The 14,832-nt window shown below is 61.7% G+C and carries 11 protein-coding genes and 1 tRNA gene; 7 read left to right on the top strand and 5 right to left on the bottom strand.

Annotated elements, in window-relative coordinates:
* Nucleotides 1-6: 6 nt before the first annotated feature.
* The gene (locus GGD63_RS27540; protein ID WP_183246472.1) at nt 7-1,824 is read right to left on the bottom strand and encodes a DEAD/DEAH box helicase; all 1,818 of its coding nucleotides are present in this window, start codon (nt 1,822-1,824) and stop codon (nt 7-9) included.
* Nucleotides 1,825-2,264: 440 nt separating this feature from the next.
* Here GGD63_RS27540 and GGD63_RS27535 point away from each other — a divergent pair, with 440 nt between their 5' ends.
* The 3 genes from GGD63_RS27535 to GGD63_RS27525 all read left to right on the top strand — a co-directional run bounded on the left by GGD63_RS27535 (nt 2,265) and on the right by GGD63_RS27525 (nt 6,191).
* A complete protein-coding gene (locus GGD63_RS27535) occupies nt 2,265-2,735 on the top strand; it encodes an aminoacyl-tRNA deacylase (RefSeq protein ID WP_183246470.1) in 471 nt (156 codons plus the stop codon).
* Nucleotides 2,736-2,917: 182 nt separating this feature from the next.
* The gene (locus tag GGD63_RS27530) at nt 2,918-3,337 is read left to right on the top strand and encodes a CBS domain-containing protein (RefSeq protein ID WP_183246468.1); all 420 of its coding nucleotides are present in this window, start codon (nt 2,918-2,920) and stop codon (nt 3,335-3,337) included.
* A gap of 418 nt (nt 3,338-3,755) precedes the next feature.
* Nucleotides 3,756-6,191 carry a molybdopterin-dependent oxidoreductase gene (locus tag GGD63_RS27525; RefSeq protein WP_183246466.1) on the top strand — a complete coding sequence of 812 codons (2,436 nt, stop codon included), beginning with the start codon at nt 3,756-3,758 and terminating at the stop codon, nt 6,189-6,191.
* 172 nt (nt 6,192-6,363) lie between these two features.
* Here GGD63_RS27525 and GGD63_RS27520 read toward each other — a convergent pair whose 3' ends face one another.
* Entirely contained in the window at nt 6,364-7,056 is a 693-nt protein-coding gene (locus tag GGD63_RS27520) for a hypothetical protein (RefSeq protein WP_183246464.1), read from the bottom strand.
* 227 nt (nt 7,057-7,283) lie between these two features.
* Here GGD63_RS27520 and GGD63_RS27515 point away from each other — a divergent pair, with 227 nt between their 5' ends.
* A complete protein-coding gene (locus GGD63_RS27515) occupies nt 7,284-8,003 on the top strand; it encodes a hypothetical protein (RefSeq protein WP_183246462.1) in 720 nt (239 codons plus the stop codon).
* A gap of 269 nt (nt 8,004-8,272) precedes the next feature.
* Here the strand turns inward: GGD63_RS27515 and GGD63_RS27510 are convergent, their stop codons facing one another.
* From GGD63_RS27510 to GGD63_RS27500, 3 genes are all read right to left on the bottom strand, one after another.
* Nucleotides 8,273-11,056, bottom strand: coding sequence for a UPF0182 family protein (locus tag GGD63_RS27510; RefSeq protein WP_183246460.1), 2,784 nt, complete (start codon nt 11,054-11,056; stop codon nt 8,273-8,275).
* A 217-nt stretch (nt 11,057-11,273) separates the two neighbouring features.
* Nucleotides 11,274-11,348, bottom strand: a tRNA-Glu gene (locus GGD63_RS27505).
* Nucleotides 11,349-11,597: 249 nt separating this feature from the next.
* Nucleotides 11,598-11,942 (bottom strand): hypothetical protein, encoded by a 345-nt coding sequence (locus GGD63_RS27500; protein WP_183246457.1) that lies wholly within the window; start codon nt 11,940-11,942, stop codon nt 11,598-11,600.
* Between GGD63_RS27500 and GGD63_RS27495 the strand changes: the two genes are divergently transcribed.
* The 3 genes from GGD63_RS27495 to GGD63_RS27485 all read left to right on the top strand — a co-directional run bounded on the left by GGD63_RS27495 (nt 11,941) and on the right by GGD63_RS27485 (nt 14,742).
* Nucleotides 11,941-12,948: an RluA family pseudouridine synthase gene (locus tag GGD63_RS27495; protein ID WP_183246456.1), complete on the top strand. Its 1,008-nt coding sequence runs from the start codon at nt 11,941-11,943 to the stop codon at nt 12,946-12,948. The two genes, GGD63_RS27500 and GGD63_RS27495, sit on opposite strands and share 2 nt — an antisense overlap.
* Before the next feature lie 217 nt (nt 12,949-13,165).
* Nucleotides 13,166-14,065 (top strand): RNA polymerase sigma factor RpoH, encoded by a 900-nt coding sequence (gene rpoH, locus GGD63_RS27490; RefSeq protein ID WP_128968255.1) that lies wholly within the window; start codon nt 13,166-13,168, stop codon nt 14,063-14,065.
* A gap of 335 nt (nt 14,066-14,400) precedes the next feature.
* Nucleotides 14,401-14,742, top strand: coding sequence for a hypothetical protein (locus GGD63_RS27485; RefSeq protein WP_183246454.1), 342 nt, complete (start codon nt 14,401-14,403; stop codon nt 14,740-14,742).
* Nucleotides 14,743-14,832: the final 90 nt, after the last annotated feature.

Here is a 14,832-nt window from a genome sequence, read left to right as displayed (position 1 = left end):
CATGCTCTACGCGATCAAACGCTGCACCAGTGCCGACTCGCTCGAGTACGTCAGGAGCGCCTCGTGAGTCGCCCGGGTAATCCCAACATAGGTCAGCCGGACACATTCCTCGACGGTCTCGCCGTGGCGGCCTAGCAAGCCCAAGCCGGCAATAGCGACGCAGGGAAACTCCAGCCCTTTCGCGGTGTGCATGCTCAAAAACCGCACGGCCACCCGCTTGATCGAAACTCTGTTGCGATTGTCCCTGGCCATATCGATCGGCACATCATGCCTGGCGAGTATCTGCGCGACCCGCCCGCCGATCCAGTGCTCGGGGTAGAGACACGCCATCTGCGACCACTCGTATCCGGCCTTTTTCCGGTCGAGAAACCACTCGGCGACGCAGTGAGCTTCCGCGTCGATGCTCACGCACCGCCGCACGGCCGGCTCCACGCCCTGCCGGCCCGCATCTTCGGGCAACAGGACGGCGTGCTCATCGTCTGCCGTGATGCCCGGAGCGCCAATGACGTCTGCAGCGAAGCGCCGCGCGAAGGCAACGATTTGCGCAGTGTTGCGGTAGTTGACTTTCAAGACGGTCGTTCTGCCCTTGGCCTCAATTCCGAGCTGGCTCCATACCGGGCGTTCACGCCCCTTGTAGATGGCCTGGATGTCGTCGTAGACGACCATGAGCGCCTTCGTGCGCGGGTTCACCATCTTGGCCGCGAGCGCGAGCCATTGCGGCTCGAAGTCGTGTGCCTCGTCGATCAGGACAGCGTCGTACTGCTCCGTTGGGATATGGCCTTGATCCACCGCCTTCATGACTTCTGAAACGCTCGCAGCCAGTCGCTGTGCGTAGTCCGGATAGTCTCGCTCGGATGGGGCGGAGATCCCATAAGTCCGCAGCATCCGGTAACACCAGGAATGAAAGGTGAGGACCTGAACGCGGTCCTCCACGCCCCTGCTCTGCATGGCATCCTCAAGTCGCCCGGCGATGCCATTGGCGTAACACAGGATGAGCACCGGCTTTGCCGCCGCTCGTGCCAGATACTCGGCTCGAAAGGCAAGGATCAGGGTCTTGCCCGATCCGGCGACGCCGCGAATGATTCGATGCCCCTCTCCCAGACTGCGCGCGAACTGCTCCTGATGCAGGTCCATGACCGCAAGTGTCCGGTCCGAAGGATCGGCCCCGGGCGCGTCGTCCAGAGGCAGGGCGATCTGTCGTATGCGGATTTCCGGAAAGAGCAGCGCCCGCAGGCGGTCGAACTGCGGCATGGACAGCGGCTCTCCGGGACGCGGATGAACCATGTGCCACAATCTGGTCCGGAATTCTTCGGGATCCGCGCCCTCCGTCATTTCATCCTTGAAAAGACATAGGTGCTCGGCCAGCACCTCCTTGAGATTGGTCTGATCGAACTGCTTGCGCGTGATGTTCGTGAATACGGCCCCGAAGCCGAAGGGAACGATGGGCCGGCCCACGAGGCGATGACCAGGCGGAAACAACAGCTGCCCATCGCGCTCCAGCGTGCGCACGACCTCGAACGTATACCTGCGAGCCTGCTCGAGGGGATTGCTCTCCCGTACGACACCGCGACTTGTCAGCAACTCGACCTTTGTCTTGTCCGCCGAAACAATCGTCTCCAGGCGCCAGTCTTTCACCTCGAGCACCAGCAGGCCGTTCGCGGGGTGAACGATAATGAAATCCGGATGCCGGTTGAGAGGGCCAACAGGGAGATTGTGCCAAACGACGGCGTTCTCTTCGAGGAAGTCCTTGAGTCGTTCCGCGAGTCGCAACTCCCCACGAGTGTCGAAGCGCGCGAAGCCCAGGCTGGGGACCAGGATTGCCATGTTACGACCGCGAGCGCCGTTGCGGACCACCTGTGAGGCTACGTGCGTAGCAGAGCGGTCTCTCCAGGCTCACATGGTTGCCTAGAGCGCGCAGGTTTTCAATGGCTTAGGATTTGTCTGGCGCACCACTCGGAACAAGATCGCGAGCCCTATGTTATTGAGATTGCTATATAACTTCGACGAGGCCTGATGTGCCCGAACGGAGCGCAGCCAGAGCCGGGTCAAAGAGGAGGCGCATGGCGGCATCCGCATACTCTCCACCGCCGGACAGTACGATGACTCGACGATCTCGCCACAAGTTGGTCAACGACGATGAATTGCAGCTTGCGGATGGAAGCCCTATGTTGAGTCTATAGTCAGGCAGCCGCCCATCGTATGGCGAGAGTCTGCAGGGTCGACCTCACGATGGATGGTTTCCGTTCAGCATCGGAGGTGATGCCATGACCATTGCTCCCACGCTCCAGAAATACCTAGCCGCTGAGAACATCCAGTACGAGGTGATCCCGCACGAACTCAGCATGACGTCCGCTCGAACCGCCGAGGCATGCCATATCTCGGGCGACCGCCTCGCCAAGGGCATCGTGTTGCGGCGCGACGGCGGATACATGCTGGCCATCTTGCCCGCATCGCATCACCTCCGCCTGTCGGACCTGAGGACAAGCCTCGGCGACAATGTCCACATGGCCGATGAAACCGAGATCAATCGGCTGTTCAGCGACTGTGCACACGGTGCAGTTCCTGCCGTCGGCAAATGCTACGGACTGGATATCATCGTCGACGACAGCATCGAGGCACAGCCGGACATCTATATGGAAGCCGGCGATCATGAGACGCTGCTTCATATGGGTCGCGCGCAGTTCGCACGCCTGACGGCCAGTGCACCGCACGGGCGCTTCAGCGCGCATGACTGATGATTTTGGACACCGCCCATTGTCCTTGCGATCCTGGGCGGGAACTCTGGCCACGAGGTCGCCGTCATACTGTTCAGCAAGGTGGCGGCGAGAGTGTCTTCGCTTGTCTGGTCGGAGTTCGGAAGATGGAGGTGCCGCTGCATTGCATCAACGCACTTGAAACCCACGAACGGAGGCTCGCCATGAAAGTCAAAGACGTGATGCACAAGGGTGTCGACTGGGTCAGCCCCGACACCCCAATTACCGAGCTTGCCAAACTGATGCGGGCGCATGATATCGGCTGCATTCCGATTGGCGAGGATGACAAGCTGGTCGGAATGGTGACCGACCGCGATATCGTCTGCAAAGGGCTCGCGAGCCGCAGCTTCGATGCCGGCCGCGCGACGGCGCGCGACGTGATGACCGAGGGCATCCATTGCTGCCGCGAGGACGATGACCTCGCCAAGGCGATGCATCATATGGAGAAGCTGCAGGTCCGCAGGCTGCCGGTGATCAACAAGAGCAAGCGGATGGTCGGCATCATCAGCCTGGGTGACGTCGGCCATTCCACGTCGGGTGATATGCTCACCGAGACCGTCAGGAGCGTTTCGGCGCATCACTGAGATACGGCCAGGGCATATGGCCAGGGCTCCTCTCGCGATGGCCGCTCGAGCAGCGTTGAGGGGAGCCCGAGCCACGCGCTCGTCATGCAACCATCGCGCGGCGCAGAAGCGACGGCGCGAGATGGTGTATTTTGCGCCGGAGTGAATGCAAGGCGGGTTCACTCAATCACTTCATCAGCGGCGCCGCTGCGACGCGCGGCCGGACGGGGACGCCGTCGTATGGTGTCGAAGATCGAGGAATATCGCGGATTTGGCGCGCCACCCAGAACAAAACTGCGAACTCTTATGTTGTTGAGATCGCTTTGTAATGTAAATCCGCGGTGTCAAAAGACAGCTTGCGCAGATAGTCTGGTGGCGGCAGCTTGTCTCAGACACACGCGTCCATAGGCCTTACGCAGTGCCGCGAGGGAGTTTGTGCATGTCAGCAGAGATGCCGAACGTACGGCATGTGCAAGCTTATTGCAGTCTGTGCATAGCCCGCTGCGGTACCGTCGCGACGGTAACGAATGGCAGATTCACGCGTCTGGACCCCGATCCGAGCCACCCCACCGGCGCGGCAATTTGTGCCAAGGGCCGAGCGGCTCCCGAACTGGTCTATCACAAGGACAGGCTGAAGCGACCGCTGCGTCGAACACGGCCGAAAGGCGACGCCGATCCGGGCTGGCAGGAAATATCATGGGATGCGGCGCTCGATCAGATCGCCGCGGCCATGCGGCGCATCGCCGAGCAGCATGGACCTGAAGCGGTAGCCTTCAGTCAATCATCGCCTTCGACAACCGCAATCGCGGATTCCGCTGCTTTCGTCGTCAGGCTGATGAATGCGTTCGGCACGCCGAACCAGGTGTCGGCGCTGGAGCTGTGCGGCTGGGGACGCAGCTATGCGACACGCTACGTCTTCGGCGTCGGCAGTGTTGCGACCGGAAGTGCTGGCGGCGCGATGGCCGACATTGCCGAATCCGGCTGCCTTATCCTGTGGGGCTACAATCCATCGTTTACGCGCATTACACATGCGACCGCGACGGTCGCCGGCCTGAAACGCGGAATGAGGTTGATCGTGATCGATCCGCGCAACGCCGGGCTTGCCAACAAAGCCGATGTCTGGCTGCGGGTGCGCCCGGGATCCGACGGCGCGCTCGCGCTGGGTCTGGCCAACATCATGATCGAGCGCGGATGGTACGACGAGGCATTCGTCCGCACGTGGAGCAACGGCCCCCTTCTGGTGCGCTCCGATACCGACAGGTTGCTCAGAACGGAAGACCTCCTTTCCGGCAGCGGCTCGGGACAATTTGTCGCCTGGGATTCCGAATCCAGCCGCGCCGTCAGCTATGATCCGGCGACCGGCTGCTACGAGGCATCCGCTGACCATCTTGCCTTGCGCGGCGAATACACTGTCGCAACCGGAGACGGTCCGATCTCCTGCCGGCCCGTCTTCGACCGCTACGCAGCGCTATGCAGCAAGTATTCGCCCGAAATGATTGAAGCGACATGCTGGATTCCTCCTGGCCAGTTGGAGGAAGCTGCCCGCATCATCTGGCACTCCCGGCCCGTCTCATATTATGCCTGGAGCGGGCACGAGCATCATGCCAACAGCACGGACACGGCGCGGGCGATGGCCATGCTCTATGCTCTGACCGGCAGTTTCGATGTGGCCGGGGGCAATGTGCTGCTCCCCTCAGTGCCGGCCGGGTCGATCAGTGGAGAGAACTTGCCGGCGGCAAAGCGGCTTGCTCCCGCAATCGGGGTCGCCGAGCGACCGCTCGGACCTGCGCGCTGGAACTATGTCTCCCCGCGGGACTTTTACCGAGCCGTTCTGGAAGACACGCCATATCCAGTCCGCGGACTCATCGGGTTCGGCGCAAATCTGCTGCTCGCTCACGGCGATCCCGCTAGTGGACGCGCTGCGCTGGCCGCGCTCGATTTCTATGCCCATGCCGATCTGTTCATGACGCCGACGGCAGCGCTTGCGGATGTCGTGCTGCCTGTCGCGTCCTGCTTCGAACGCGAAGCTCTCAAGATCGGCTTCGAAATCAGCGCGGAGGCGCAATCGCACGTTCAGCTCAGACAGGCCATCGTCGCGCCGCCCGGCGAGGCACGGTCCGATACCGATATCGTCCTCGGCCTTGCCGCGCGTCTCGGTCTTGGCGAGCATTTCTGGAACGGCGATGTCGACGCCGCTTACCGTCAGCAGCTTGGTCCGAGCGGCATCCCCCTGGAGCAGCTTCGAGCGCAGCCTGCCGGATTACGGAAACCGCTGACGACGCAGCACACCAAGTACGCCGCGCGCGATGACAAGGGAAACCCGCGCGGATTCCCGACGCCGTCGCGGAAGGTCGAATTCTGGTCGGAAACCTTCCTTGATCACGGCTATCCGGCCATGCCGGATTTTGTCGAACCACCCATGAGCCCGGTCGCCCGCCCCGACCTGGCTACGTCCTTCCCTTTGATCCTGACATGCGCGAAACCCAGTCTTTTTTGCCAGACGCAGCATCGTGCGCTGCCGGGCCTGCGCAAGCGCGCATTGGATCCGGAGATCGAGCTGAATCCCGCGACGGCCTCGGCACGCGGCATCAGGAATGGAGATTGGGTTGATGTGCGCACTCCCGCCGGCAGAATGCGCGCCCGCGCGCGCTTCAGTGAAAAGCTCGATCCGCGCGTCGTCGTGGGCGAGCATGGCTGGTGGCAAGGTTGCGAGGAACTGGGAGTTGGCGATTGCGATCCGTTCGGTCCGAACGGCACAAACTTCAACCTGACCGTCGACGCCAGCGTTCGCGACCCCGTCAGCGGCACGCCATCCCATCGATCCAACCTTTGCGAAGTCCGGCCGGTGCGGGAATCTCGTGCAGAAGAGCGTTAGGCCGACGCGAGCGATCAGTCATCGCGCGACGCTGAAGCCCGGGTCACGTGGGCTATGTCGCAGAATAGCGAGGAATATCGCGGATTTGGCGCGCCACTCGGAACAAAACTGCGAACTCTTATGTGATTGACGTTCCAGTGGTATTCGACAAGACGCATCGATCGAGATTCGATCACCGCGCGTCCGCAAGGGCCCGCGGCTCGACGAGCAGGCCCTGTCGTTCGTAACGGCAGCGAGTTCTGCTGAAGCGTACGACCACGGCATATCGGGTACTGTTCGCCTTCACGCGCCGCGTGAGCAGGGCATCGCCTGCCGGCAGAAATTCGAGATCATCGAGGCCAACGCAATGCAGACACGCCGGGCCGGGAGGCTCCATCATCAGGAGATTACCGGTGCCGCCGCAGCGATGGCATGTCCACTCCATGTTCAGCGGCTGGATGACCACCAGTTCCGGGCCGCGGCTTGCCTTCTCCACCAAGCGTTCGCGCTTCGCCTCGGAGAGTTGCGGCGACACCCAATGTGTCCGATATGACGCCTCGATCCCAGGATCTCCGCTTCGACTGAAGCGCAGCTCCCGGCGTTGCGGCGTACGATCAACATAGGCTGTGGGGCTTGCGATCAGTCCTGTCGCGGTCGCCCAGGACTGGAATAGCTGCATGGCTTCCGGGATACGCGGCGGATCGATTTGGACAACTTCCTCCAGGCAGGCGACCTGCCCGCGCTGCCAGCGCTCGACCGCTCCGGGATCAAGCCACCCGATCCCGATGAGGATGTCGGTGGCGCTCACAAATTGCCGGGCGGCCAGCGCCCTTTCGGCTGCTATGGCGACGCGATCGCCAAGTGGAACCCGCTTCTTCCGGCTCATTGTAACTCTCGGTACACCTTCCAATCGACGCCGGACCGACCCGCTAGTCTCGAGGGGGCGGATCAGTTTCGCAAGATTTCAACCCTTTCCGGTCCAGATGCGGCCCGTCAGTTGAACAAATTCCTCGGATCGCAGCCGGCACTGTCGATAATGGACACTGCTGTTTCGCGAATCAATGCGCATCGCTAACGGTGGCGAAAGCTGGCGACCCAACTCGGGAGAGTTTCATGGCACTTCCCCTCGCCCAACAGCAGTCGATCTTTGCCTTGGGCGCCGACATGCCTTCGACGCGCGAGGACATCCTTGCCCGCTACCTACACCTTCGGGAAATCTCCAAGAAGGTGCACGAGGAAGTCCTCAAGTGTATATCCACCGATGCCTTACTGAATCACGCACGCAGGCTCGGATTGGCACAAGGAAAGACGTTGCTCCTCGAAGACATGGACGAGATGTACTACGTCTACGATCTTGCTGTTTATACCGCACCGGCGGATCGTTCGCGGGCGATCGATCGCTACGCGAAGTCAGCCAGGTTCGAGGCGCAGTCCGACGAAGGGGTGATGCTGGACGCAATGCGTCGGTCGCAGTTCGCGATACTCTTGATCGAGCAGCGTCACGACGAGGTGGGCCTGATCGCCACCGACGTTATTCGCAACTCGAAAGTATGGCTGGTCGACGTCGGGCTCGAAAGTTCGATGGACGATGGAGAACTGATCGCCACGAGGCTCCTTACTCCTGGGACGTTCTCGATGACTGCCGGCGTCATGGTCCCGTTTGAAATTGAAATGCTCGATCCGGTTTGCAGGCTGCTGCCGCAGCACCTGGGCAACAGCAAGCTGAGCCGGATAGCCGACGACAGGCGCTTGGCCGAAGCCGTCTACAAGGTGGCGCTCGCGGGTAGCGTCATGGATCGCATGGCCTATCTTGATATCCCCGATCGGCTCTGACCTCGGATCGGCGGATCCGCGAACCGGTGAGCACCCAACGCCAAAGGGCGAGCGATCAAGTATTGCGCTGAGGAGGATGCCTTCTCAGCGCAGCGAATGGACGACTGAAAGGGAGCGGCCCGCGCCTTAGTGCAGATCGTACAAGACCGCGGAACATCGCAGCATGGCGCTCCGCTCAGAATAAAATCGCGAACTCTTATGTCATTGAAATCGCGATATGATCTTGAGCAGAGCCCAATCGTGGCGCCGCGTTCGTGATGGGGTGGGCACTATTGGCCGACGGGACGTCGGTTCATTTCCTCCAAGAGCTCGCGCATTGCGTCGAACTGCGTGCCAAAGCCTTTCCAATCGCCGGAGCGCAATCGTTCAACGGCCTGATTGTAGCGATCGAGCGCCTCCCTTGCCTGACTTGTCGACGGGCCTGTAACAGGCATTTCCCCATTTGTGCTCGAGACCGGCCGCGCCCCGCCAGGCTCGATGAACAACGCGGACAAGGCCTCGCCGAGCGTCTCCTTCATCACCACATGTTCACCATAGGCTGCGATCACACGCTTTAGTTCTGGCAGGTGTCCGTGCTCCGCTCGCAAATAGAGCGGCGATACATATAGGATCGAGTTCTCGATCGGGATCACAAGCAAGTTCGCGCCGCGTATCACCCGCGAACCCATCTGATTCCACAGCGTGATTTGCTGCGATATCTCGGTACTCTGGTTGATCCGCGCCTCGATCTGGAACGGCCCGTAGACGAGCTTCTCCTTGGGAAATTCGTAGACGATCAGCTTGCCGTAGTCGGGCGCGTCACAGCGCGCCGCGAGCCACGCGATCATATTGTCGCGGCGGCTGGGCACCATGGGAAGCATGAGGAAGAACTCCGCCTGCGGCTCTCCGGGCAGCCGCATGACGATGTAGTACGGGGCCATCGTTGCAATGCCGCCGCCGCCTGGCTGGCGCGGGAATTGCCACAGATCCTCGCGGTTATAGAAAACGTCGGCGGCCTCCATATGGTAGGTCTGATAGAGCCGCGCCTGGATCAGGAACAGGTCCTCCGGATATCGAATGTGCTTCTGCAAGTCCGGAGGCATCGCCTCGAACGACTTGAACAAGCTCGGAAAGATACGCTGATAAGTCGCCGCGACCGGGTCGCCGGTGTCAATGAGGTAAAAATCGACGGTCCCATTATAGGCATCGATGATGACCTTCACTGAATTGCGAATGTAGTTGAGATCGAAATCCTGCGCTGGCTGCGAAGAGGGGAAATAGGAACTCACCGTGTAGGCGTCCTGCATCCAGAACATCCGCCCATTGCTGATGACCAGATAAGGATCGTGATCGAGCCTGAGGAACGGAGCGATCGTTTGTACCCTTTCCCCGATATTGCGGCGGATCATGATCCGACTGTCGGCGGTGATGTAGCTTGACAGCAGCAGGTTCGGGTCATTGAAATAGTAGGCAAACAGGCCTCTCCACACCGCCGCTCCTATCGGAATGCCACCCGTGCCGTCATAAGCCGCGTAGACATTGTCTTTTCCCTTCGGATAGTCGAACTCAGCTGTGCTCCCCTTGACGATGACGTAGTTGTTGCTCTGTTCGCTGTAGTAGATGCGCGGCTCGTGGATTTTGGGGCCTCCATCCGCAACGGGCGGGATATCCCGCAAATAGAGGAGCGGCAGTCCTTCAGTGCTCTTGCGCGTGACCGGGCTCATCACCGCACCATTGCCATGAGTAAACAGCACGTGGCGGTTGACCCATGTCTGGGCGTTCGGCGGCAGCAGGGAGGGCCGCAGTTCGCGTGCCGAGAGCATCACACTTTGGTAGGAGCCGTCGAGCCAGTAGCGATCTACGTCAAGATCATGGAATTTGTAGTAAGTGCGGATCTCTTGCAGCTGCGCGTAGGTGTCCGACAGAGGCAGCCAGTCCCACAGCCTGATATTATCGATTGTCGCCTTGTTGGCGTCGAGCGTCTTGGAGGTAAGCTTCTGTTCGGCCGCAAAGGGCCTGGCTGCGATCTTGTCCAGATTGTAGGCCTGCCGGGTGAGCGCAATGTTGCGCTCGATGTAGGGCTTCTCCAGATCCAACTCGCTTGGTTTGACGAAGAATTGCCAGACCAGAATGGGGACTACGCCGGACAGCACGAAAGTGCCGATGGCGACGAGCAGGAACGCGGCGACAGGAAGCCGGTAGCTGCGCGTCCGCAAGTTCGCCCACGTGGCGAGAGCCGCGACGATCGAAAGTCCGATCATCAGCCACAGGGCCGGCAGCCCCACATGGACATCGGTGTAGCTTGCGCCGACGACCACGCCGTTGTCGCCGTAGAGCAGCAGATAGCGATCGAGACTATAGGACCAGGCCTTCACCGCGAAGAAAAGACCGAGCAGCGCCGAGCCGTGGCCAATCGCTGTCGGCGACATTGAACGGTGTCGAGAGTCGTATTCGATATCGCCGTGAGCCCAGTAGATCGTTCCGGCGACAAGCACACTCAGAGCGAGCGTGAGCATCATCCAGTTCTTGATCAGGATATAGGCGGGCAACGAGAACAGATAGAAGCCGATATCCTTGCTGTAGAGCGGCTCGTCAGCGCCATATGGCACCTGATAGAGAAACTGCAGGAAGGTGCCCCAGTTGCCCACTTCGGCCGCTGCGACGAGAAGGGCGAGCAGAACAGCCCCGCCTGCGATAATCGAGCGCCACGGCAAGCGATCGCGCCACTGTGCAAGCGGATCCGGCGGCGCGCTGCCCGCGGCCTGCCACACCGCAGCCGCCGCAAGCTGTGTCGACCGCTTGCCGGCGACACGCAGCGCGAGCCACCCGTTCACCCAAAGTACGAGAGCAGTTGCTGTCCAGATCGCGACAAAGACGGCGGCTTTGGCGCCGATCGTCATCCAGAAGACCTGCAGATAGCCGACCGACGAAAACCATAGCCAGTCGACCAGGAAATCGCTCGCGAGCCCGAGCAGGATCAGGCAAATCGTAGTGACGACAGCCGCAACGGTCAGCCCGACCACGCCACTTAGCCGTGGTGCCTTGCGTTGGGGTCCGGCAATCCGGATCGTCATGCGCCTGATCATAGCGGAAATGACGGGCGTCCGCCGCTTGATTCGGGCCGGCATTGCACCCACGGCGAGGGACGCACATGGGCGAAGCCCCGGCGCGCGCGGAACAGTGCATAGCGGAAAGCTCGGCGATGCTGCCGACTCAATCAGTCAGCCATCGCCCGAGATAGTGCTGCGGCTGCGGAGCCGTATCGTACAATGTGGTGGTAGAGCGCAGATTTGGCGCTCCCTAGGGGAATCGAACCCCTGTTTCAGCCTTGAGAGGGCCGCGTCCTAACCGCTAGACGAAGGGAGCGTGAGGGACAGGACATAGCCGCGAATTTTGCCGACGGCAAGGTGGGATTCACGGGTTTCAGATGGCCTTTTCAACCGCCGTCCTGGCCTGGTGCGCAATTGCGCACGGGAGCCAGGACCCATTGCCCCGAATGGTGATGGTTAAGGCACTTCGGAGTCACGATCTCGTTCACGCAACCGGATTCGGTGGCTATGGGTCCTGGCCTTCGCCAGGACGACGCCGGGGTTTTAGCGAATATCCGGGCCCCCCTCACGGCTCGTTGGCGAATTTCAACTTCCCGGCCGGCTTCAACGTGTGGACATCAAAAGTGCGAATCTCGATGACCCCGCCCACATCGAGCGTGACCACGAGGCGGTCGCCGGCGACCCCGGTCGAGACGATTTTGGCCCCCTTGGGCAGGGTGGCGATGACGTCGCCGGCCGCTTCGACCGCCCTTCCCTCCGACTTGAAAAGGCGGTAGCCCACCGCGATCAGAACGGCGCAGATCGCCAGCGCCGTGGTCAACCCCGCGATCAGCATCATCCGCCGCACCCGCGCGAACAGCGCGGCCTGCTCGGGGGTCGGTTCGGGAACAGCGGTATCAGACGTCGTCATGGAAAACTCTGGGTCAGCGCAAAGGTTGGAGGTTGTCGTCGCCGGCGACGAGGGCTCGCCCCGGCTCGACCGCGTGCTGGCGGCGCACCTCACCGACCTGTCGCGATCGCGGCTGAAAGCCCTGATTTTGGCGGGCGCGGTGAGCCTGAAGGCCGCCGCGGTCCGCGACCCCGCTTATCACGTCGCATCCGGCGATACGATCACAATCGACGTGCCGGAGGCCGCGCCGGCCGAGCCGAAGGGCGAGGAGATCGCCCTCGATATCGTGTTCGAGGACGACGACATCATCGTCATCAACAAGCCCAAGGGCCTGGTCGTCCACCCCGCGGCCGGCCACGAAACCGGCACGCTCGTGAACGCGCTGATCGCTCATTGCGGCGCTTCGCTGTCCGGCATCGGCGGGGTGCGCCGGCCCGGCATCGTGCACCGGCTGGACAAGGACACCACAGGGCTGATGGTGGTCGCCAAGAACGACCTCGCCCATGCCTCGCTGTCCGCGCAGTTCGCCGATCACGGCCGCACCGGCGAGATGCGGCGCGGCTACATGGCCTTTGCCTGGGGGGTGCCGAACCGGCATCGCGGCACCGTCGATGCGCCGATCGATCGCCACCCGCATGCGCGCGAGAAGATGGCGGTGCGCCAGGGCGGCCGCGATGCAGTGACGCATTGGGAGATCCTGGAGAGCTTTGCGGGGCGCGACGGCAAGCCGGTCGCCGCCCTGCTCGCCTGCGAGCTCGAGACCGGGCGCACCCACCAGATCCGCGTCCACCTCGCCCATATCGGCCATCCCCTGATGGGCGATGCTGTCTATGGCCCGCATTTCAAGACCAAGGCGAACCAGCTCGGGCCGAAATCGCAGGCCGCCTTGACCGCGCTCGGACGGCAGGCCCTGCATGCCTATTTGCTGGTATTAGAGCATCCGAGGACCGGAGAATTACTCCACTGGGAGGCGCCCCTGCCGGAGGATTTGCTTCTCCTTCAGGGTGTCCTGAAAGCGGCGCTATGACGCAGGCCTTTTTGGAAAAGTGTTACATTACAAAAAGTTATAGCTGCCACACGGGGACGTGACGTCAGCAATCCTTCCCTTTTTGACCCCCTATGGGGTATATTGCGCTTGCGTTGGAAATGACCAACGGAACATCGCAGCTACGGCCGGCTTTAACACAGCGGTCGTCTGCCTGGCCCGCCGCTATCGGGGGCCTGAACCTTTGGAGGGCTTCCCTATGGCCCGTACCGCTGCTCTGCCGGTCCTCAATGGAGAATCCGGCTTATCCCGTTACCTCGCCGAGATCCGCAAGTTCCCGATGCTGGAACCCCAGCAGGAATACATGCTCGCCAAGCGTTGGCGGGAGCATGATGATCGCGACGCGGCACATCAACTCGTCACCAGCCATCTCCGCCTCGTGGCCAAGATCGCCATGGGCTATCGCGGCTACGGCCTGCCGATCTCCGAGGTCGTCTCGGAAGGCAATGTCGGCCTGATGCAGGCGGTGAAGCGTTTCGAACCCGAGAAGGGGTTCCGTCTCGCCACCTATGCCATGTGGTGGATCAAGGCGTCGATTCAAGAGTACATCCTGCGTTCCTGGTCGCTCGTGAAGATGGGCACCACCGCGAACCAGAAGAAGCTGTTCTTCAACCTGCGCAAGGCGAAGAGCAAGATCAACGCGCTGGACGAGGGCGATCTCCGCCCCGACCAGGTGAAGATCATTGCCAAGCGCCTCGGCGTCACCGATCAGGACGTGATCGACATGAACCGCCGCCTCGGTGGCGACGCGTCGCTCAACGCGCCGATCCGTGACGACGGCGAAGCCGGCGAATGGCAGGACTGGCTGGTCGACAACACGCCCAACCAGGAAGCCATGATGGCGGAGCACGAGGAGTATGATCACCGCCGTGACGCGCTGAACGGCGCCATGGGTGTGCTCAACCCGCGCGAACGCCGCATCTTCGAGGCTCGCCGCCTCGCCGATGAGCCGATGACGCTGGAAGACCTTGCCGCCGAGTTCGGCGTGTCGCGCGAGCGCGTCCGCCAGATCGAGGTCCGCGCCTTCGAGAAGGTGCAGTCCGCGGTCAAGGGCACGATCGCAAGGCAGGAACAGGCCGCGCTGGAAGCCGCGCACTAAGCGCGAGGCTTGCGCGGCAAGAGATTGGCGGATCGAAAGACAGAAAGCCGGCGGCAACGCCGGCTTTTTTGTTTGGGTGTTTGAAAGCGGCAACACCCTCGGTGTCATGCCCCGGCTTGACCGGGGCATCCAGTACACCGCGGCGTCAATTGTGAGAGCAAGCTCTCCAACGCAAGACTCTGGAATACTGGATCGCCCGGTCAAGCCGGGCGATGACAGCAGTGAATACCGCCGGCGTCTCGTCGCGCAGCAGTCGTTGCACCCTTGAACCGCGCCTGCGGGTCGACCGACCAAAAAACATCGAACCGCAACCACCGAGCGAACGGACACACCCCGTGTCGATCATCCTGCAATCCACCGTCGGCGGCTTCGAAGCCCAGTTCATGCGCAAGCTGCCGCAGGTCGAGCAGGCGATGCGCGAGCACGGGCTCGAGCCGTCCGAGTTCGTGATCTCCAAGGATTATGCGTCGACCGCGACAGTACCGTTCGTCGGGCCGTTCTTCTACGATTACAGCGTGTTCTTCGGCGACGACAAATTCACCGTCACCGAGCCGAACGACATGGTGTTCCTGGACTACTTCTTCAAACGCGTGCTGGCCGTGGACGAACCGCCGGAGCTGCCACGGCGGCCGGGTCTGATCCGGCGGCTGTTCGGTTGGATGGCGCAGCCGGTGTGATCTCCCGGTGTCATTCCGGGGCGCGCGAAGCACGAGCCCGGAATCCATTCATCGACCAACTCTGACGCAGGATGGATTCCGGGCTCGCGA

Source organism: Bradyrhizobium sp. cir1 (assembly GCF_014198245.1).
Lineage (GTDB): Bacteria > Pseudomonadota > Alphaproteobacteria > Rhizobiales > Xanthobacteraceae > Bradyrhizobium.
Note: the sequence above shows the minus strand (reverse complement) of the source record. Positions and strands in the feature narration are given on the sequence as shown.

What these genes read in the sequence shown, in the direction of transcription:
- GGD63_RS27535 (WP_183246470.1), top strand. Translation starts at nt 2,265, where the DNA reads ATGACCATTGCTCCCACGCTCCAGAAATACCTAGCCGCTGAGAACATC.
- GGD63_RS27500 (WP_183246457.1), bottom strand. Translation starts at nt 11,942, where the DNA reads ATGACGACGTCTGATACCGCTGTTCCCGAACCGACCCCCGAGCAGGCC.
- GGD63_RS27520 (WP_183246464.1), bottom strand. Translation starts at nt 7,056, where the DNA reads ATGAGCCGGAAGAAGCGGGTTCCACTTGGCGATCGCGTCGCCATAGCA.
- GGD63_RS27510 (WP_183246460.1), bottom strand. Translation starts at nt 11,056, where the DNA reads ATGACGATCCGGATTGCCGGACCCCAACGCAAGGCACCACGGCTAAGT.
- GGD63_RS27540 (WP_183246472.1), bottom strand. Translation starts at nt 1,824, where the DNA reads ATGGCAATCCTGGTCCCCAGCCTGGGCTTCGCGCGCTTCGACACTCGT.
- GGD63_RS27530 (WP_183246468.1), top strand. Translation starts at nt 2,918, where the DNA reads ATGAAAGTCAAAGACGTGATGCACAAGGGTGTCGACTGGGTCAGCCCC.
- rpoH (WP_128968255.1), top strand. Translation starts at nt 13,166, where the DNA reads ATGGCCCGTACCGCTGCTCTGCCGGTCCTCAATGGAGAATCCGGCTTA.
- GGD63_RS27495 (WP_183246456.1), top strand. Translation starts at nt 11,941, where the DNA reads ATGGAAAACTCTGGGTCAGCGCAAAGGTTGGAGGTTGTCGTCGCCGGC.
- GGD63_RS27525 (WP_183246466.1), top strand. Translation starts at nt 3,756, where the DNA reads ATGTCAGCAGAGATGCCGAACGTACGGCATGTGCAAGCTTATTGCAGT.
- GGD63_RS27515 (WP_183246462.1), top strand. Translation starts at nt 7,284, where the DNA reads ATGGCACTTCCCCTCGCCCAACAGCAGTCGATCTTTGCCTTGGGCGCC.